Origin of the sequence: Ottowia oryzae (genome assembly GCF_003008535.1) — a bacterium.
Taxonomy (GTDB): Bacteria; Pseudomonadota; Gammaproteobacteria; order Burkholderiales; family Burkholderiaceae_C; genus Ottowia; species Ottowia oryzae.
On sequence record NZ_CP027666.1, the window covers coordinates 301,794 to 319,431 of the forward strand.

Below are 17,638 nucleotides of genomic sequence, written 5' to 3' on the forward strand. Positions count from 1 at the left end.
CGATGCCGGCTCATCAAAAACCCATGCGCCCCTGGCCGAAGATGCCGGCCGGGTCGAACGCGCGCTTCAGCTCTGCCTGAATGCGGGCCATGGGCCCAGCCAGCGGGGTAAATACGGGCACACGCCCGTCGCCGCCGCGCACCAGCGTGGCGTGGCCGCCCGCGCGGGCGCAGGCTTCGCGCACATGGGCAGCGGCGTTGAGCGGCAGGCGCAGCCAGCGCTGCGCGCCGTGCCATTCGATCAGCGTGGGGCCCAGGTTCAGCGGGGTGGCCGTGTCCGGCACGCTGGCGCGCCACAAGGCCTCTCCCTGTGACAGGCGGAAAAAGGGCAGCGATTGGTCGCGCAGCGCGTGCCATTGGCGCGCGGCGCGGTCGCCCTCCAGCGCCTGGCCGCCCATGATCTTGCGCGCCGAGGCGATGGCCGCGTTGGCGCCGCGCAGGCGCACCGCCAGCTGGCCGTCGGCCCAGCAGCTGGCGTGCAGCGGCAAGGGCTGGCCACCCCAGCGGTTGAGCTGCTGGCGCGCGCTGGTTTCAGACAAATCAAACATCAGCGTGCATTCGGCCGGGGCGAAGGGCAGCACCTTCAGGCTGACTTCGGCGATCACGCCCAGCGTGCCCATGGAGCCGGCCATCAAACGGCTGACGTCGTAGCCGGCCACGTTCTTCATCACCTGGCCGCCGTAGGTCAGCACGTCGCCGCGCCCGTTGACGATCTGCACGCCCAGCACGTAGTCGCGCAGCGCCCCCACGCTGGCGCGGGCCGGGCCTGACAGGCCGGCCGCCACCACGCCGCCGATGGTGCTGCCCGAGCCGTAGCGGGGCGGCTCGAAGGCCAGGTGCTGGTTGGATGCGGCCAGCAGCTCTTCCAGCTCGCGCAGGCGGGTGCCGCCGCGCACGGTCACGACCAGTTCGCTGGGCTCGTAGCTGACCACGCCGGCCAGCGGCCGCACGTCCAGCAGTTCGCCATGCAGGATCTGGCCGTAGAAATCCTTGGTGCCCCCGCCGCGAATGCGCAGCGGGCGGCCGCGCGCGGCGCAGGTTTTGATCTTCTCAACGATGGCTTGCAACTCAGCTGGCATCTGGCGATGGTAATGCTTTCACGTGCGCGCGGCGGCCGGCCAAGCTGCTGCCGCGCCCTGCGCGCACAAGCCTGCTGGCGCTGACAGCACCCGTGCCGCACGCGCAAAAAAATCCCGCCCTTGCGGGGCGGGATTCAAACCTGGAGGAACTTTCGCTTATCGGTTGTAGGCGGTCTCGCCGTGGCTGGAGATGTCCAGACCGATGCGCTCGTCTTCTTCCGTGACGCGCAGGCCGATCACCATGCCCACCAGCTTGTAGAGCACGAACGAGACGATGCCCGACCACACGACGGTGAACAGCACGCTCTTGATCTGGATCCAGACCTGGGCGCCCATGGCGAAGGTATCGGGTGTGGGGCCGCCGGTGCCGCCCAGTGCCGGGGCAGCGAAGACGCCGGTCAGGATGGCACCCACGATGCCGCCCACGCCGTGCACGCCGAACACGTCGAACGCGTCGTCAGCACCCAGCATGCGCTTGAGCCCGCCCACGCCCCAGAGGCAAACGAAGCCGGCGATGGCGCCGATCACGATCGAGCCCATCGGGCCGACAAAGCCAGCAGCCGGCGTGACGGCGACCAGGCCAGCCACGGCGCCCGAGGCAGCGCCGAGCATCGAGGCCTTGCCCTTGTGCATCGCTTCGCCTGCCGACCAGGCCAGCGTGGCGGCCGCAGTGGCCAGCACGGTGTTGATGAAGGCCAGGCCAGCCTGACCATTGGCGGCGCCCGCCGAGCCGGCGTTGAAGCCGAACCAGCCCACCCACAGCAGCGAGGCGCCCACCATGGTCAGCGTCAGGCTGTGCGGCGTGAACGCTTCGCGGCCGAAGCCCAGGCGCTTGCCCACCACGTAGGCGCCCACCAGGCCGGCAATACCGGCGTTGATGTGCACCACGGTGCCGCCGGCGAAGTCCAGCGCGCCGTCTTTGGCCAGCAGGCCGCCGCCCCACACGATGTGGGCCATCGGCACGTAGCTGAACGTGAACCACAGCGCCGAGAACAGCAGCACGGCAGAGAACTTGATGCGCTCGGCGAACGAGCCAACGATCAGCGCCACGGTGATGGCCGCGAACGTGCCCTGGAAGGCGACGAAGACGTATTCCGGAATCGTCGTCAGCGCGCCGAAGGTCTCTTGCGTCACGCCTTTGAGGAAGCTCTTGCCGAAGTCGCCGAAGAAGTTGCCTTCGCCGTTGAACGCCAGGCTGTAGCCGTAGGCGGCCCACAGCACGCTGATCAGCGAGAACACCACGAACACCTGCACCAGCACGCTCAGCATGTTCTTGCTGCGCGCCAGGCCACCGTAGAACAGCGCCAGGCCAGGGATGGTCATCAGGATGACGAGCAGGGTCGACGTCAGCATCCACGCCGTGTCGCCCGAATCGACCTTGGGTGCAGCCGCCGGGGCAGCCGCAGCAGGGGCGGCGGCCGCAGCCAGCGTCATCTCGACCGCGCGGGCCTCATCCGGGTTGCCGGCCTTGGCTGATTCCTCGGGCTTTTTCAGCACGACGGCGTCTTCGGCCACGCCTGCGCCCTTGAGCGCGTCGCGCACGGCAAAGGCACGGTTCTTGGCCAGCTCGGCGTTGGCGGCCGGGTCGCCCGTGGTGTCGGTGAAGCCGGACAGCTGCACCTTGGCGTCCTTGTTGGCCGCCACGTAGTCGGCCACAGCCTTGATGGCGGCCTGGCCTTCGGGGCCGACGTCGGTCTTGCCCGTTTCGAACAGCACGCGCGCTGTCGGGAAGTCGGCCGCGAAGGCCGGGGCTGCCAGCAGGCTGAGCGCCAGCAGAAGGAAGGAGAGGATTCGTTTCATGGTGACGGTTCCTGGCGCTGCTTACAGTGCGTCCGGGCCGGTTTCGCCGGTGCGGATGCGGATGACCTGTTCAAGTTCGAACACGAAGACCTTGCCGTCACCGATCTTGCCGGTGCGGGCGGATTGCTCGATGGCCTCGATCACGCGGTCCAGGATGCTTTCATCCACGGCGATCTCGATCTTGACCTTGGGCAGAAAGTCCACCACGTACTCGGCACCGCGGTACAGCTCGGTGTGGCCTTTCTGGCGCCCGAAGCCCTTGACCTCGGTGACGGTGATGCCCTGCACGCCCAGCGAGGACAGTGCTTCGCGCACTTCGTCCAGCTTGAAGGGCTTGATGACGGCGGAGACCATTTTCATTTTGCTTACCTTTTGATAGCGGCCAGCGCTTGTGCCACAAGCGCCAGAGGCCGATTGGGCTTAGAACGAATACTTCAGCGAAGCCACGACGCCGGTGCGGCCGCTGAAGCGCCCGCTGGGCGTGGTGTACAGATCTTTCTTGGCGTCGGTGCCGACCACGGCCACGCTGGCGACAAAGCCTTTGCCGAAGTCCTTGTTCACCGTGACGCTGTAGTCGGTGTACGAATAGGGGCTGTTGTGGCGAATCCACTGGCGGCCCACGTGCGGTGCCACCGACCAGCCGTCGCCCAGGTCAAAGTTGGCCGTCAGGTCCAGGTAGCCGCTGTTCTTGCTGTCGGAAAAGCCGAACAGGTTGGTCAGCGAATGCGAATACTTCAGCGTGAGCACGTTCCAGGTCAGCGCACCGTAGATTTCGGTGGTGTTGGGGCTCACGGCCAGCTTGTGGCTTGGGTAGTTGTAGCGCAGGAAGCCCACGTCGTAGCCCAGCGGGCCGGCCGTGCCTTTGTAGCCGCCGTACACGTCCCATTCCAGCGGCGCGTCGCCACCGGCATCCTTCACCCATTTGATCGTGGTCAGCCAGGTGCCCACGTACAGGCCGCTGGAGTGCGCGTAGTCGGCGCCCGCGCTGACGGCCGGCTTGAAGCGGCTTTGCGTGATGCCGCGGTAGCGGTAGTCGGAGGTCAGGCCCACGTTGAAGGAAAAGCTGTGCTCGGGCGTGGGCTCGGCAGCGGGGGCTGCAGCGGGCGCAGGCGCTGCGGCGTCTGCCGGGGCGGTCTGCGCCTGGGCATGGGTGCTGAGCGCCAGTGCCGCGGCGGCGAAGGCGATAGAGGAAATGCGCGCGTGAACAGGTTTCATGGGGCCCCTCCAAGGGTGTTGTCAGATGTATCCCACGGCGTATGCAGGGAGCGTGCCAGGTCCCACCAGCGCCCGCGACGGCCCTGCGGCGCACCAACGCAGCGCCTGCGGCGGTCGACACGGCGTTGCTGCACCACGATGGTGCCATGCACGTTTTTCGATGCGCACCAAGTTGGCGCGCATCGGGGCCTGCGCTGGGCGCGACCAAGGCGGCGTACGCGCACGCCCGGCCGTGCCATCCTGCGCAGCGGGCGCGTCTGCCTGCTGGGCGCCCGCACAAAACGCGCGCACCGCCGCCGGATTTGCCCTGATGATGTCGCTTGGCCCGCGCCGCGCCCTTCGTCTGGGGCGCGCCCGGCGCCATCGAGGGAGAACTCCGCGCATGGGATTGAGTCAGGTACAAAGCCGCGCCTTGCTGGGCCTTGCCGCGCCGGCCGTCACCGTTGAAGTGCATCTGGCCAACGGCCTGCCCAGCTTCACCCTGGTGGGCCTGGCCGATGTGGAGGTGAAAGAGGCGCGCGAACGCGTGCGCTCGGCGCTGCTCAACAGCGGCCTGGCGTTCCCGCACAACCAGCGCATCACCGTCAACCTGGCGCCCGCCGATCTGCCCAAGGATTCGGGCCGGTTCGACCTGCCCATCGCACTGGGCATTCTGGCGGCCAGCGGGCAGATTGACGGCGCGCGGCTGGCGGGCTGGGAATTCGCCGGCGAATTGTCGCTGTCGGGCGAGTTGCGGCCTGTGCGCGGCGCCCTGGCGATGAGCGCCGCGCTGCACCGCACGGGCGAACACGCCCAGCTGGTGCTGCCGCCCGGCAGCGCCGAAGAAGCCGCCCTGGTGCCCGGCATGCCGGTGTTCCGCGCGCGGCACCTGCTGGACGTGGTGGCGCAGTTTCTGCCCGCCGCCGCTGGCGAGCCGCCGGATGCTGAGGGCTGGTCGCGCGTGCGCCCGCCCGCGCACAGCGCCGCCCCGCCCTACGCCGACATGGCCGACGTGAAAGGCCAGGCGGCCGCCCGCCGCGCTCTTGAAATTGCAGCAGCTGGCGCTCATTCCGCCTTGCTGATTGGCCCACCGGGCACTGGCAAGTCGATGCTGGCGCAGCGCTTTGCCGGCCTGTTGCCGCCCATGGACGAAGACGAGGCGTTGCAAAGCGCGGCCATCGCCAGCCTGGGGGGCACCTTCCAGCTGGCGCAGTGGGGCCAGCGGCCCACGCGCGCGCCGCACCATTCGGCCAGCGCGGTGGCGCTGGTGGGCGGCGGCTCGCCCCCGCGGCCCGGCGAAATCTCGCTGGCGCACGAAGGGGTGCTTTTCCTGGACGAACTGCCCGAATTCCCCCGCGCCGCTTTGGAAGCCTTGCGCGAGCCGCTGGAATCGGGCCACATCACCATCAGCCGCGCCGCGCAGCGGGCCGAATTCCCGGCGCGCTTTCAGCTGATCGCGGCCATGAACCCCTGCCCCTGCGGCTACCTGGGCTCGCGCGTGCGCGCCTGCCGCTGCACGCCCGACCAGGTGGCGCGCTACCAGGGCAAGCTGAGCGGGCCGCTGCTCGACCGGATCGACCTGCACGTCGAAGTGGCCTCCCTGCCCGCCACCGAGCTGCTGGACGCGCCGCCGGGCGAGCCCACCGCCGCCGTGCGCGCCCGCTGCGTGGCCGCCCGCCAGCGCGCGCTGGCGCGCCAGGGCACGCCGAACCAGGCGCTGCAAGGCCAGGCGCTGGACGCCCACGCCCGGCTAGACGCGGCGGCCACCCAATTCCTGACCACCGCCGCCGCCCGCCTGGGCTGGAGCGCCCGCGCCACGCACCGCGCGCTGAAGGTGGCCCGCACCGTGGCCGACCTGGCCGGCAGCGACACCGTGGGCACCGCGCACATCGCCGAGGCGGTGCAGTACCGCCGGGCGCTGCACGGCGCGGCGGCGTGAGGGCGGTGTGAGGGCCGGGCGTGGCGAGCTAACGGGCACGTCGAGCAATCAATTGCTATCTCTTATGTAGCTGCCAGCGCTGACATGGCCTGCGCTGGCAGCGGATTTGTCTGCATTTTTTTAGAAGCGCCGCCCGCTGTAAGGCGTGGCGACGTGAGTGCGGCATCAGGGGTGGGCGTGTCGGGCGACGCGGCGCGGGCACGCCGTCCAATCAATCGCTATTTTTATGTAGCTGCCAGCGCTGGCGTGGCCTGCGCTGGGATCGAATTTCTCTGCTTCTTAAGTTAGCGCCGCTCGCTGTAGGGTCGCGCACCGCCCCAGAGCCCCGCATCGGCGCGGCGCTGGGCGCCCGCCAACCCATCCCAGCCCTGTGTCGACCGCTCTGCCGGCGCGTACACCCGGGCTTTCCAGCTTTCCCCAGCGCTTGTGGACGCACCTGTGGACAAGCCTCTGAACAAGCCGCGCAAGCCGCGCCCCTATTGGGCTGGCGCGGGGCGCTTAAATATTAGGCAGTTACCGGGGGTGGCGCGGCCGGGGTCGCATTCGGCAGCGGGCGGAGGCGCACTGTGCCGGCCAGAACGCTACTCAATAGATAGCTGCCAGCGCTCTAACCAACTGCGCTGGCGGCCAATTTGGCACCCAACTTCGGGCGGCCCGGCTCAGCGGCGACGGGCGGCGCGGCGCAGCTGGCGCAGATCCTGGTCCAGCTCGCGTCGCGCCTTGGCCAGCGCGTGGCGTTCGCGCCAGGCGTTGGCGCGCTGCACCCACTGCATGGCGCCGCCCATGCCGGTGGCGCGCGCGCCCAGCCGGGCGGCGGCGTCGCTGCGCACCGCGCGGGTGCCCTGCCACGCCCAGCGGGCGGCTTGCCGGGCCGCGCGGCTGCCCAGCAGCGCCAGGCCCAGCTTGCCCAGGCGGGCGCCCGTGCGTTCTGGCCCTGCGGCGCTGCGCGGCGCGCGGGTAGGCGCGTAACGGAAGTCGTCGTCGCCCAGGTCACGGCCGCCCGACGGCGCGGGCGCTGGTTGGCGCGCCGCCAGGGCCCGCCAGGGGTTGGCTGCGGGTGCGGCGGCGGCGCGGGCGCGCTCTGCCTTGCCGGGGCGCAGCAGGAAGTAGCTGGCGGCAAAGGTCACGGCGGCGGCGGCGATGTAGGCCGGGCTCAAGTCCGCCTGAACCGGCGGGCGGGCGGGCCTTGCGCTGGCCACTGCGCGTGCGGCGCCGGTGGCCGCTGCGGCGGCGCTGCGCACGGTGCGTGCGGGTGCGTTGGCGGCGCTGCTCAGCGCGCGCGCCGGGGCGGCTGAAGCGGGGGCGTCGGCGTCGCGCCGGGCCTGGCTTTGCGCGGCCGTCACGGCAGCGGCGGGCACGGGCGTGGCGGCGGGGTTGAAGTCGCCGTGGCCTTCGGCCATCACACGCGCAAAGCTGGCGCCCAGCAGCAGCACGGCTGAGGTGAAATAGATCCACATCAGCAGCACCACCAGCGAGCCGGCCGCGCCGTAGGCCGAAACGACCGCCGCGGTGGACAGGTACAGCGCCAAAGCGTATTTGCCCACGCCAAACAGCACCGCGCCGATGGCCGCGCCCGCCGCCAGGTAACGCAGGCGCGGCTGCGGCCCGGCGCTCATGCGCATCAGGGCCACGAACAAGGCGGTGGTGATGGCGAACGAGAGCAGCTGGTTCAGCACCACCCAGATGGCGTCCATCTGGTAGCGTGCGCCGGCCCAGCTTTGCAGCAGGTTGACCGCGCTGGCAATGACGAGCGACACCAGCATCAAGAAGCCGAACGCCAGCACGTAGGCGATGCCGCGCAGCCGCATCGTGGCCTTGTGCCACCACGCGTCCATCGCCTGCGTGCCGGTGCCCTGGGTCCACAGGCGCTCCAGGGCGGATTGCAGCTCGGCAAACACCCCGGTGGCGCCGGACACCAGCAGGATGAACGCAATGGCCGAGGCAAACAGCCCGTCGCCCGGCTGGCGCGCGCTGGCCAGCGCCGCGCGGATCAGCTCAGCGCCCTGCGGGCCGACGATGTCCTGGATCTGCCCCAGCAGGTTGGCTTCGACCACCTGCTTGTCCACCACGTAGCCCAGCAGCGCCACCAGCACCAGCAGCAGCGGCGCCAGGCTGAACATGCCGTAGAAGGACATGGCCGCGCTCATGCGCAGGCCGTCGGCGTCGGACCACAGCTGGAAGGCGCGGTACAGCGGGTACGCGGGGCGCAGGCGGCCACGAAAAGCGGCGGGCACCTGTGGCGCGGGCGGCGGCGCGGCGGCGTCCAGCGCGCGTTCGGCGGCATGGGCGGATGAAGGGGTGGGGCGCATCGTCATGGTGCAACTAGTCTAGGGCCTGCTTTGAAACGCAGCCACCGGCGCTCTTCAGCGTCGGGCAAGGCGATGCGCCGCCCGCGCCATGGACGCGCCGGACGCGCTACGGACCTGCAGCCTCCGGACGGTGCGCTGCATCGGTGGCATCTTTCTTGCATTCGCCCTGCGCGTCCGCCCCGGCGTTGCAGTAGTTACCGGGCAAATCGTGCGTCACCCTACCTTGCGAAAGAAACCCCTGCCATGCGACTGAACCGCCGTCAATTGAGTGTGTGCGCCGCGCTGGCGCTGGCCCCCTGGGCCGTGCCGCACGCCCTGGCCCAGCCGGCCACGCCGATCAAGTTTCAGCTGGACTGGCGCTTTGAAGGCCCGGCGGCGCTGTTTCTGCACCCTGCGGCCAAGGGCTACTTCAAACAGGCGGGGCTGGATGTGACGGTGGACGCCGGCAACGGCTCTGGCGGCGCCGTCACGCGCGTGGCCTCGGGCAGCTACGACATGGGCTTTGCCGACATGGCGGCGCTGATGGAGTTTCACGCCAACAACCCCGACGCGCCCAACAAGCCCGTGGCGGTGATGATGGTCTACAACAACACGCCGGCGGCCGTGTTCACCTTGAAGAAGTCGGGCATCACGCAGCCAGCCGGGCTGACGGGCAAGAAGCTGGGCGCCCCCGTGTTCGACGCGGGCCGCCGCGCCTTCCCGATCTTCGCCAAGGCCAACGGCGTGGGCGCGGTGAACTGGACCTCCATGGACCCACCGCTGCGCGAAACCATGCTGGCGCGCGGCGACGTAGACGCCATCACCGGCTTCTCGTTCACCTCGCTGCTGAACCTGGAGGCGCGCGGGGTCAAGGCATCGGATGTCAACGTCATGATGTACGCCAACCACGGCGTCAAGCTGTACGGCAACGTGATCATCGCCAGCCCCAAGCTGATCAAGGAAAAGCCTGAGGCGGTCAAAGCCTTCCTGCAGGCCTTCACGAAAGGCGCCAAGGAAGTGATGGCCAACCCGGCGGCAGCCATCGAATCGGTCAAGGCCCGCGATGGCATCGTCAACGTGCCGCTGGAAACGCGGCGCCTGCAGATGGCCATCAACGACGTGATCGCCAGCCCCGACGCGCGCGCCGAGGGCTTCGGCCAGGTCGTGCCGTCGCGCCTGTCGCTGATGGCTTCGCAAGTGTCGGACGCCTACGGCACCAAGACCCGCGTGTCGCCCGAAGCGGTGTGGAACGGCAGCTTCCTGCCCAGCAAGGCCGAGCTGAACGTGCTGCCGCCCGCACGCAAGTGAGCCCGCACGGATGAGCGCGCAGAGCTTCCCCACCGGGCCCATCGGCGCCATCGAGCCCACGCTGCGGCCCGATCAGCCTTTCATCGACTTCCGGGACGTCTGGCTGGCCTACAACGACGAACTGCTGGCCAAGCAGCAGTTCGCGGTGGAGGCGATCGACCTGCGCGTGGCGCAGGGGGAGTTCATCGCCATCGTGGGGCCGTCGGGCTGCGGCAAATCGACTTTCATGAAGCTGGCCACCGGGCTCAGGCGCCCGTCGCGCGGCACCATCGTGATCGATGGGCGCGAGGTGGCCGGCCCGCTGAAGATCTCGGGCATGGCGTTTCAGGCGCCGTCGCTGCTGCCCTGGCGCACCACACTGGACAACGTGCTGTTGCCGCTGGAGATCGTGGAGCCTTATCGCTCTCAATTTCGCAGCAAGAAAGCCGAGTACGCCGAGCGCGCGCGGGCGCTTTTGCGTCAGGTGGGCCTGGGCGGCTACGAAGACAAGTACCCTTGGCAGCTGTCGGGCGGCATGCAGCAGCGCGCCAGCATCTGCCGCGCGCTGATCCACGAGCCCAAGATGCTGCTGCTGGACGAGCCCTTCGGCGCGCTGGACGCCTTCACGCGCGAAGAGCTGTGGTGCACCCTGCGCGATTTGTGGCAGGTGCAGCGCTTCAACGTCATTCTGGTCACGCACGACCTGCGCGAAAGCGTGTTTCTGGCCGACACGTTGTACGTCATGAGCAAGAGCCCCGGCCGCTTTGTGGTGCAGCGGCAGATCGACCTGCCGCGCCCGCGCGACCTGGAGATCACCTACACGCCCGCCTTCACCGAGATCGTGCATGAGCTGCGCGGCCACATCGGTGCCATGCGTCGCAGCGCCGACGGGCCGCCCCTAGGCGCGGAGGGCCCCCTCGGGGGGCAACGACCACACGCAGTGGGGAGCGTGGGAGCCACAGGTTCCGGCGCAGAGGTGGCGCAATGAACCGCCGCCTGCTGGAACGCGCCTCGCCCTTCATCCTGCTGGCGCTGATCGTGCTGGTGTGGGAGGTGGTCTGCCGCGCTTTCCACGTCTCGGAATTCATCTTCCCCAGCCCGTCGGACATCTGGGCCAAGCTGGTCGAGTTTCACGCCGTGATCGCCCAGCACGCCTGGCGCACCTTCTGGGTGACGATGGTCGGCTTTGGCATCGCCATCGTGGTCGGCGTGCTGCTGGGCTTCGTGATCGGCAGCTCGCGCCTGGCTTACACCGCCATCTACCCGCTGATGACGGCTTTCAACGCGCTGCCCAAGGCCGCCTTCATCCCGATCCTGGTGGTGTGGTTCGGCATTGGCGTGGGCCCGGCGGTGCTGACGGCGTTCCTGATCTCGTTCTTCCCGATCACGGTGAACATCGCCACCGGCCTGGCCACGCTCGAACCCGAGCTGGAAGACGTGCTGCGCGTGCTGGGCGCCAAGCGCTGGGACGTGCTGACCAAGGTGGGCCTGCCGCGCTCGATGCCCTATTTTTGGGCGTCGCTCAAGGTGGCGATCACGCTGGCCTTCGTGGGCACCACGGTGTCCGAGATGACGGCCGCCAACGAGGGCATCGGCTACCTGCTGATCTCGGCCGGCTCGTCCATGCAGATGGGGCTGGCGTTCGCGGGTCTGCTGGTGGTGGGTGCCATGGCGATGGTGATGTATGAGCTGTTCAGCTTCATTGAAAAGCACACCACGGCCTGGGCCCACCGGGGCTCGCAAGGGGGTTGAGGCCGTGTGCCACACGAATGGCCCGGCCGGTGCTTGCGATAGGCGCGGCCCCTACCAGCCCAACCCCAGCCGCAGCGGCAAGTACACCGCCACGCCCACCGCAATGGTCAGCGGCAGCGTGAACGATTCGCGGCGGCGCCAGAAGTAAAACGCCGCCGCAGCCACCGCCGCCCAGACACGCGCGTCGCGCCAGGGCGCGGTGAGCTCGCCGTTGATCAGCACGATGTCGGGCGCGATCACCGCCGTCAGCGCGGCGATGGGGGCGTACTGCAGGCCGCGCTGTGCCCAGTGGGGCAGCTTCCATTCGCGCTCGCTGATGAAGAAGAAGCAGCGCGTGATGACCGTCACGACGGTCATGCACAGGATGGTGACGATGGTCCAGCCGTCGGTCATGGGCGATCTCCGGGCGGCTCGCCCTCGGCCCGGCTCTGGCGCGCCAGCACCTTGGGCTCGATGAAAAGGCAGATGGCCACGGCCACGGCGATGGCCGAAACGATGTTCAGCCGGTAAGGCAGGCCGTACAGCGCCACCGCGGCGGCGGCGGCAATCAAGGCCGACAGCGCGCGCAGCTGCGTGGTGGCCAGCGAGCACGCCACGGCCAGCAGCGCCAGGGTGCCTGCGAATTCCAGCCCCCAGCGCGCGGGCAAGGCGTTGCCCAGAAAGATGCCCAGCATGCTGAGCGTTTGCCAGAAGACCCAGTTGGAAACGTTGCCGCCCCACAGGTAGGCCATCTGCGCGCGGCGCTGTGTTTCGGTCTCGGCCGGTTTGGGAAAGCGCCGGGTGTACAGCACGTAGGTCACGTCGCCAGTGAAGTAGCCCAGGTACAGCCGCTGGGTGCGCGGCAGAAACATGAAGTAGTCGCGCAAGTGCAGGCTGAACACCACGAAGCGCAGGTTCACACAAAACGCCGTGGCCAGGATGACCCACAGCGGCGCACCGGCGGCGATCAGCGGAATGGCGGCCAGCTGCGCGCTGCCGGCAAACACCAGCAGCGACATCAGCACCGCCTCGGTGATGCTCATGCCGCTCTTGATCATGGCCACGCCGGTCATGAAGGCCCAGGCGGTCAGCCCCACCGAAATGCCCGCCATTTCGCGCGCGCCCACCCAAAACAGCGGGTGGCGCGCGGTGCGGGCGTAGGCGTCGACCTTGTGGGCCAGCCAGGCACCCAGGCGCCCGCGCGGCGACATCTCGCGCGGCGGATCGGGCAGCGGCATGCTCATCGCGGTGCGCCTGGTGGGGCGGAGCCGGTGGCCGTGCCCGTGCCCGCGTCCGTGGTCGGCAGCGCAAAGCACTGGTCGGGCTGCAAGTCAAAGCCACGCAGAAAATCGCGCGCGGCCAGGCGCTTGCCGCCGGGGCGTTGCAGCTCGGTCAGGCGCAGGCAGCCTTCGCCGCAGGCGACGGTGATGCCGCTGTCGTTCACAAGCAAAATCTGGCCCTGGCGCACGTCTGACGGGCGCTGGCAGCTATCCAATTCAGAGCGCCACACCTTCACCACCTCGCCGCCCAGCACGGCCGTGGCACCGGGGAAGGGGTCGAAGGCGCGCACACGCTGCTCGATCTGCGGGGCGGGCTGGCGCCAGTCGATGGCGGCCTCGGCCTTCTCAATCTTGTGGGCGTAGGTAACGCCCTCGGCGGGCTGCGGCACGGGCTTCAGGCCACCGCAGGCGGCCAGCTCGAGCGCTTCGACGATCATGCGGCCACCCAGCGCGGCGAGTTGGTCGTGCAGCGTGGCGGTGGTGGCGGCGCCGGTGATGGGCAGGCGCTCGGTCAGCAGCATGTCGCCCGTGTCCAGGCCCGCGTCCATCTGCATGATGGTGACGCCCGTTGCGGCGTCGCCCGCTTCGATGGCGCGGTGGATGGGCGCGGCGCCGCGCCAGCGGGGCAGCAGGCTGGCGTGGATGTTCAGGCAGCCCAGGCGGGGCAGATCCAGCACCCACTGCGGCAGGATGAGGCCGTAGGCGGCCACCACCATCACATCGGCGTTGGCCGCCAGCAGCGCGGCGCGGGCAGCCTCGGCGTCGTCGGGGTACTTGCCGTCCAGGCGCAGGCTGCGCGGCTGGGCCACGGCCACGCCGTGCGTCAGCGCAAACTGCTTGACGGGCGAGGCTTGCAGCTTCATGCCGCGGCCTGCGGGGCGGTCGGGCTGAGTCAGCACCAGGGGGATGTCGAAACCTGCGCGTTGCAAGGCTTCCAGGGCCACGCGGGCGAATTCCGGCGTGCCGGCAAAGACGACTCTCATGCTACCAACCTTATAGCTGCCGGCGCTGGTGTGTAGGGCGCTGGCAGCGTATTTATTATGTTTTTGAAGAGGCCCGCTCAGCGCGGGTCTGGCGGGTCGGGCAGCGACTCATCGCCCACCGAATAGCCGCGCACCGTACCGCCCGGGTCCACGTCGATGTACAGCAGGCGCCACACCGGGCCGTCGGCGTAGCGCCACACCCAGATGTCGCCCTTGAAATTGTGCACGCCGATGATCTGCGCGGGCGGCCCGTATTCGCGCAGCACGTCGGTCTTCGTCCAGTGGTTTGGCTGAATGCGCTGGGCAAACAGGGATTCGTTCAGGGCTTGTTCTACCCGCAGCGTGCGGCCCTGGGCGTCCAGATCGACGTTGAAAACCTGCTGCCCGGCGGGCTGGCGCGTGTACTGCAGGCGCTCGCCGCCCTCGGGCAGCGGATAGCGCGCGGAGGGCGCGCCCAGCGTGTGCAGCACCTCGGCGGCCGGCGTGCCGGGGGCGATGCGCTCTGGCATGGCGCAGGCGGCCAGCCCCGCCGCAGTGGCCAGCGCCGCCACGCCCAGCGCCACGCGGCGCGCCCAGGCAGGCCAACGCGGCGCGGCGGGCGCGTTCATGCGCGCTCCCGCTCGCCTGCTTTGTCTTTGTGGTCTTCGCGCTCGGCCTTGAGCAGCTTGGTCTTGATGCGGTTGCGCTTGAGGGGCGACAGGTATTCCACGAACACCTTGCCCATCAGGTGGTCCATCTCGTGCTGGATGCACACGGCCAGCAGGCCTTCGGCCTCGATCTCGCGCAGCTGGCCTTCGCCGTCCAGCGCGCGCACCTTGACCTGCGCGGCGCGGTCCACCCCGTCGTAGATGCCAGGCACGGACAGGCAGCCTTCTTCGCCACGGATGATCTCGTCGCTGGCCCAGACCAGCTCAGGGTTGATCAGCACCATGGGCGTGTCGCGGTCTTCCGACACATCGATGACGATCAGGCGCTCATGCACATCCACCTGCGTGGCCGCCAGGCCAATGCCCTTGGCGTCGTACATGGTGTCGAACATCTGCGCGATCAGGGCTTTCAGGCGCGCATCAACTGCCTGCACGGGCTTGGCCACCTTGTGCAAACGAGAATCGGGATAACGAAGAATGGGAAGCAGGGCCATGGGACGGTGTTCCAAGATGTGGCTATTTTCGCGACTTTTTGGGTTTCATGCCGGCCAGTTGGGGCATATTCGTTGCCGTAACAAGGGCTTGAATGCAGAATGTCCTGTGATTTGTCAAGTCAGTCGACGCGCTTCGCAAAACAATGAAACATACTTTTCCTGGTGCCACGCGCGCCTTGACCGCACCCGTCAGCCTGCTGGTTGCCGCCATCTGGATCGCCCTGCCCGCCCAGGCGCAGCAGGCTTCGCAGCGGCCCGTCAGCCCTCAACAACGCGCCACGGCGCAGCAGGTGGCCGCCGCCGGCGTGCCGGTGTCCGCCCTGGCGCCCAACGCGCCTGAGGAATACACCGTGCGCCGCGGCGACACGCTGTGGGGCATTTCGGGCAAGTTCCTCAAGTCGGCCTGGCGCTGGCCTGAGCTGTGGGGCATGAACCTGCAGGACATCCGCAACCCGCACCTGATCTACCCCGGCCAGCAGCTGTACCTGGAACGCGTGGGCGACCGCGCCTTCCTGCGTGCCCGCAAAGGCACCGACGGCCAAGAGGGCGACACGGTGCGCGTATCGCCGCGCAACCGCGTCGAAGTGCTGGGTGGCGGCCCGCTGCCCACGCTGGCCCCGCACCTGATCGAGCCCTTCCTGGCCGAGCCGCTGGTGGTGGACGACGACACCTTCAAGCGCGCACCGCGCATCGTCGCCCTGGCCGAGCGCGACCGCGTGCTGGTGGGCAAGGGCGACCGCGCCTACGTGCGCGGCCCGGCCGACGCGCCGCTGCTGTCCGCGCCCGGCCTGCCGACCGAGTTCCGCGTGTTCCGCACCGCCAAGCCGCTGAAAGACCCGGTCTCTGGCGAGATCCTGGGCTATGAAGGCCAGTACGTCGGCCAAGCGCACCTGGTGCGCGGCGAAAGCGAATCCGAGGAAGTGCTGGCGCCCAGCTACGACCCGCCGCGCACGCCTGCGGCGGGCGAGCGCATGTCCGAGCCGCCCACCGAGGCCGATGCCCGGCGCAACCTGCTGCCCGTACCCGCCACCATCGACGTGGTCAGCAGCAAGGAAGAAATGCGCGCCGGCGACCGCCTGTTGCCCGAGCCACCCCGCGAATACCGCAGCTACGTGCCGCACGCACCAGACACCCCGGTGGAGGCGCGCGTGGTTTCGATCTATGGCGATTCCGTGCGCTTTGCCGGCAAGAACCAGATCGTGGTGATCAACAAGGGCCTGCGCGACGGCATCGAGAACGGCCAGGTGCTGTCGCTGCAGTCCACTGGCGGTCACGTCGCCGACAAAACCGAGCGTTCGCGCCCGCTGATGAAGCTGCCGGACGAGCGCAACGGCATCGCCATGGTGTTCCGCCCGTTCGACCGCGTGGCCTACGTCCTGGTGATGGAAGCCGCACGGCCCGTGGCCGTGGGCGACAAGCTCACCGAGCCACGCTGATCGCTGAAGGTGGCCACGCGGGTGGCCGCCCACAGCACCACCGCCCACTTCACGCGCTGACGCTCACATGAACAGGGTGCGGCGTTCATGAGCAGCGAAGAGCTCGCCGGCTGGCTGCGGTTGACGTTAACCATCGGCGTCGGCAACGACGCGGCGCGGCGTCTGCTGGCCGCTTTTGGCTTGCCGCAGGCGATCTTCGAGCAAAGTGACTCGGCGCTGGGGCAACTTCTGACGCCTGCCCAGGTCAAGGCGGCGCAGACTGAACCGCCGGGCCTCAGCGCCCTGCTGCGCACCACACAAGACTGGTTGGCAGCGCAGGCCGACCCCGCTTTGGGCGGCCGGATGATCGTCACCTTGGGTGATCCGGCCTATCCGCTCAGCCTGCTGGCCACCGACGACCCGCCGTTGATGCTGTACCTGCTGGGGCAGGTTCAGGCCCTGGCACCTCAGTCTGCACATCAGCGGTCGCCCGTGGCCGAACCGACGGAGGCCGCCGATGGCCGCGGCCACGCCGCCAACGGCTGGCCGTCGCGCGCCATCGCCATGGTGGGCAGCCGCAACCCGACCCCTCAGGGCGCCGAGAACGCGCGCCAGTTCGCCCGCAGCTTCAGCGCGGCGGGGCTGACGGTGGTGTCAGGCCTGGCGCTGGGGGTGGACGGTGCCGCCCATGACGGCGCGTTGTCCGCGTGGCCCGATGCCGCCACGGCCGACCCCAGCGGGCGCATCTGCACGGTGGCGGTGATTGGCACCGGCATCGACCGCGTGTACCCCAGGCAGCACCACGAACTGGCCCGCCGCATCGCGCGCCAGGGGTTGATCGTCAGCGAATACCCGCTGGGCACGCCGCCGCTGGCCGCCAACTTTCCCAAGCGCAACCGCTTGATTGCCGGGCTTTCGCAAGGCACGCTGGTGATCGAGGCGGCCCTGCAGTCTGGCTCGTTGATCACAGCGCGGCTGACGTCCGAGCAGGGCAAAGACGTGTTCGCCGTGCCGGGCTCGATCCACAATCCGCAGTCGCGCGGCTGCCACGCGCTGATCCGGCAAGGCGCCAAGCTGGTGGAAACCGCCCAGGACGTGCTGGAGGAGTTGCGCTGGCCCGCCACCGTGGTTGCTATCGAAAGCGAAGCGGCCAGCGCTGAGCCCACCTGCGCCACCGGCACATTGGATACTGAAGATGAAGTGCTTAGGGCACTGGGCTCAGACCCCGTCGGCCTGGACGCCTTACTGGCCCGCACCGGCCTGGACACGCCTCGCCTGCAGGCGCGCCTGCTCGAGTTGGAGCTCGACGGCCACGTCGCCCGCCTGCCCGGTGGCCTGTGGCAGCGCATGGCGCGCGCATAGCCTTCCTTGCGCGCGTCAGCCTTGCGGCCGTCGCCGCACGTAGACCGGCCGCTCTGGCCTTCAATCGCGCGGCCCTCGCCCTTGCCAAGCGGCTGGCCCCCAGCGCCTGCCCCTGGCGGACATGCAGTTGTCAGATTCTC

The 17,638-nt window shown here is 69.2% G+C and carries 16 protein-coding genes; 6 read left to right on the forward strand and 10 right to left on the reverse strand.

All coding sequences use genetic code 11. The features are described from left to right. Positions 1–13 precede the first annotated feature (13 nt). The 4 genes from glcE to C6570_RS01410 all read right to left on the reverse strand — a co-directional run bounded on the left by glcE (position 14) and on the right by C6570_RS01410 (position 4,093). A complete protein-coding gene (gene glcE / locus C6570_RS01395; protein ID WP_106701380.1) occupies positions 14–1,078 on the reverse strand; it encodes a glycolate oxidase subunit GlcE in 1,065 nt (354 codons plus the stop codon). 156 nt (positions 1,079–1,234) lie between these two features. Further along, positions 1,235–2,878: an ammonium transporter gene (amt, locus tag C6570_RS01400; RefSeq protein ID WP_106701382.1), complete on the reverse strand. Its 1,644-nt coding sequence runs from the start codon at positions 2,876–2,878 to the stop codon at positions 1,235–1,237. 21 nt (positions 2,879–2,899) lie between these two features. Next, complete coding sequence (glnK, locus tag C6570_RS01405) at positions 2,900–3,238, reverse strand: P-II family nitrogen regulator (RefSeq protein WP_106701384.1); 339 nt, start codon at positions 3,236–3,238, stop codon at positions 2,900–2,902. Positions 3,239–3,298: 60 nt separating this feature from the next. Continuing rightward, on the reverse strand, positions 3,299–4,093 hold the full coding sequence (locus C6570_RS01410; RefSeq protein WP_106701386.1) for a TorF family putative porin: 795 nt from the start codon (positions 4,091–4,093) through the stop codon (positions 3,299–3,301). A 382-nt stretch (positions 4,094–4,475) separates the two neighbouring features. Here C6570_RS01410 and C6570_RS01415 point away from each other — a divergent pair, with 382 nt between their 5' ends. Beyond that, a complete protein-coding gene (locus C6570_RS01415) occupies positions 4,476–6,011 on the forward strand; it encodes a YifB family Mg chelatase-like AAA ATPase (RefSeq protein ID WP_106701388.1) in 1,536 nt (511 codons plus the stop codon). 659 nt (positions 6,012–6,670) lie between these two features. Here the strand turns inward: C6570_RS01415 and C6570_RS18550 are convergent. After that, a complete protein-coding gene (locus C6570_RS18550) occupies positions 6,671–8,326 on the reverse strand; it encodes a YihY/virulence factor BrkB family protein (RefSeq protein ID WP_425437904.1) in 1,656 nt (551 codons plus the stop codon). Positions 8,327–8,563: 237 nt separating this feature from the next. Between C6570_RS18550 and C6570_RS01425 the strand changes: the two genes are divergently transcribed. The 3 genes from C6570_RS01425 to C6570_RS01435 are packed head-to-tail and all read left to right on the forward strand — an operon-like array spanning position 8,564 to position 11,338. Beyond that, entirely contained in the window at positions 8,564–9,607 is a 1,044-nt protein-coding gene (locus tag C6570_RS01425) for an ABC transporter substrate-binding protein (protein ID WP_106701390.1), read from the forward strand. A 10-nt stretch (positions 9,608–9,617) separates the two neighbouring features. Further along, positions 9,618–10,574: an ABC transporter ATP-binding protein gene (locus C6570_RS01430; RefSeq protein WP_106701392.1), complete on the forward strand. Its 957-nt coding sequence runs from the start codon at positions 9,618–9,620 to the stop codon at positions 10,572–10,574. Further along, positions 10,571–11,338: an ABC transporter permease gene (locus C6570_RS01435; RefSeq protein WP_106701395.1), complete on the forward strand. Its 768-nt coding sequence runs from the start codon at positions 10,571–10,573 to the stop codon at positions 11,336–11,338. Before C6570_RS01430 ends, C6570_RS01435 begins: the two co-directional genes overlap by 4 nt. Positions 11,339–11,389: 51 nt before the next feature. On the opposite strand, the gene C6570_RS01440 is transcribed toward C6570_RS01435, so the two are convergent. The 5 genes from C6570_RS01440 to def all read right to left on the reverse strand — a co-directional run bounded on the left by C6570_RS01440 (position 11,390) and on the right by def (position 14,721). Further along, entirely contained in the window at positions 11,390–11,731 is a 342-nt protein-coding gene (locus tag C6570_RS01440; protein ID WP_106701397.1) for an AzlD domain-containing protein, read from the reverse strand. Beyond that, positions 11,728–12,429, reverse strand: a complete 702-nt coding sequence (locus C6570_RS01445) for an AzlC family ABC transporter permease (RefSeq protein WP_245896384.1) — start codon at positions 12,427–12,429, stop codon at positions 11,728–11,730. The genes C6570_RS01440 and C6570_RS01445 overlap by 4 nt, the downstream gene beginning before the upstream one ends. A 128-nt stretch (positions 12,430–12,557) precedes the next feature. Continuing rightward, positions 12,558–13,580 (reverse strand): methionyl-tRNA formyltransferase, encoded by a 1,023-nt coding sequence (gene fmt / locus C6570_RS01450; protein ID WP_106701399.1) that lies wholly within the window; start codon positions 13,578–13,580, stop codon positions 12,558–12,560. 77 nt (positions 13,581–13,657) lie between these two features. After that, the gene (locus tag C6570_RS01455) at positions 13,658–14,188 is read right to left on the reverse strand and encodes a hypothetical protein (protein ID WP_106701401.1); all 531 of its coding nucleotides are present in this window, start codon (positions 14,186–14,188) and stop codon (positions 13,658–13,660) included. Continuing rightward, complete coding sequence (gene def / locus C6570_RS01460) at positions 14,185–14,721, reverse strand: peptide deformylase (RefSeq protein WP_106701403.1); 537 nt, start codon at positions 14,719–14,721, stop codon at positions 14,185–14,187. The genes C6570_RS01455 and def overlap by 4 nt, the downstream gene beginning before the upstream one ends. Before the next feature lie 143 nt (positions 14,722–14,864). Between def and C6570_RS01465 the strand changes: the two genes are divergently transcribed. Then, positions 14,865–16,157 (forward strand): LysM peptidoglycan-binding domain-containing protein, encoded by a 1,293-nt coding sequence (locus tag C6570_RS01465; RefSeq protein WP_106701404.1) that lies wholly within the window; start codon positions 14,865–14,867, stop codon positions 16,155–16,157. A gap of 87 nt (positions 16,158–16,244) precedes the next feature. After that, positions 16,245–17,498, forward strand: a complete 1,254-nt coding sequence (gene dprA / locus C6570_RS01470; RefSeq protein WP_106701406.1) for a DNA-processing protein DprA — start codon at positions 16,245–16,247, stop codon at positions 17,496–17,498. Positions 17,499–17,638 lie beyond the last annotated feature (140 nt).

Bases quoted from the DNA above. Each gene is read 5' to 3' on its own strand.
- glcE (WP_106701380.1), bottom strand. From the start codon at position 1,078: ATGCCAGCTGAGTTGCAAGCCATCGTTGAGAAGATCAAAACCTGCGCC.
- amt (WP_106701382.1), bottom strand. From the start codon at position 2,878: ATGAAACGAATCCTCTCCTTCCTTCTGCTGGCGCTCAGCCTGCTGGCA.
- glnK (WP_106701384.1), bottom strand. From the start codon at position 3,238: ATGAAAATGGTCTCCGCCGTCATCAAGCCCTTCAAGCTGGACGAAGTG.
- C6570_RS01410 (WP_106701386.1), bottom strand. From the start codon at position 4,093: ATGAAACCTGTTCACGCGCGCATTTCCTCTATCGCCTTCGCCGCCGCG.
- C6570_RS01415 (WP_106701388.1), top strand. From the start codon at position 4,476: ATGGGATTGAGTCAGGTACAAAGCCGCGCCTTGCTGGGCCTTGCCGCG.
- C6570_RS18550 (WP_425437904.1), bottom strand. From the start codon at position 8,326: ATGACGATGCGCCCCACCCCTTCATCCGCCCATGCCGCCGAACGCGCG.
- C6570_RS01425 (WP_106701390.1), top strand. From the start codon at position 8,564: ATGCGACTGAACCGCCGTCAATTGAGTGTGTGCGCCGCGCTGGCGCTG.
- C6570_RS01430 (WP_106701392.1), top strand. From the start codon at position 9,618: ATGAGCGCGCAGAGCTTCCCCACCGGGCCCATCGGCGCCATCGAGCCC.
- C6570_RS01435 (WP_106701395.1), top strand. From the start codon at position 10,571: ATGAACCGCCGCCTGCTGGAACGCGCCTCGCCCTTCATCCTGCTGGCG.
- C6570_RS01440 (WP_106701397.1), bottom strand. From the start codon at position 11,731: ATGACCGACGGCTGGACCATCGTCACCATCCTGTGCATGACCGTCGTG.
- C6570_RS01445 (WP_245896384.1), bottom strand. From the start codon at position 12,429: ATGGCGGGCATTTCGGTGGGGCTGACCGCCTGGGCCTTCATGACCGGC.
- fmt (WP_106701399.1), bottom strand. From the start codon at position 13,580: ATGAGAGTCGTCTTTGCCGGCACGCCGGAATTCGCCCGCGTGGCCCTG.
- C6570_RS01455 (WP_106701401.1), bottom strand. From the start codon at position 14,188: ATGAACGCGCCCGCCGCGCCGCGTTGGCCTGCCTGGGCGCGCCGCGTG.
- def (WP_106701403.1), bottom strand. From the start codon at position 14,721: ATGGCCCTGCTTCCCATTCTTCGTTATCCCGATTCTCGTTTGCACAAG.
- C6570_RS01465 (WP_106701404.1), top strand. From the start codon at position 14,865: ATGAAACATACTTTTCCTGGTGCCACGCGCGCCTTGACCGCACCCGTC.
- dprA (WP_106701406.1), top strand. From the start codon at position 16,245: ATGAGCAGCGAAGAGCTCGCCGGCTGGCTGCGGTTGACGTTAACCATC.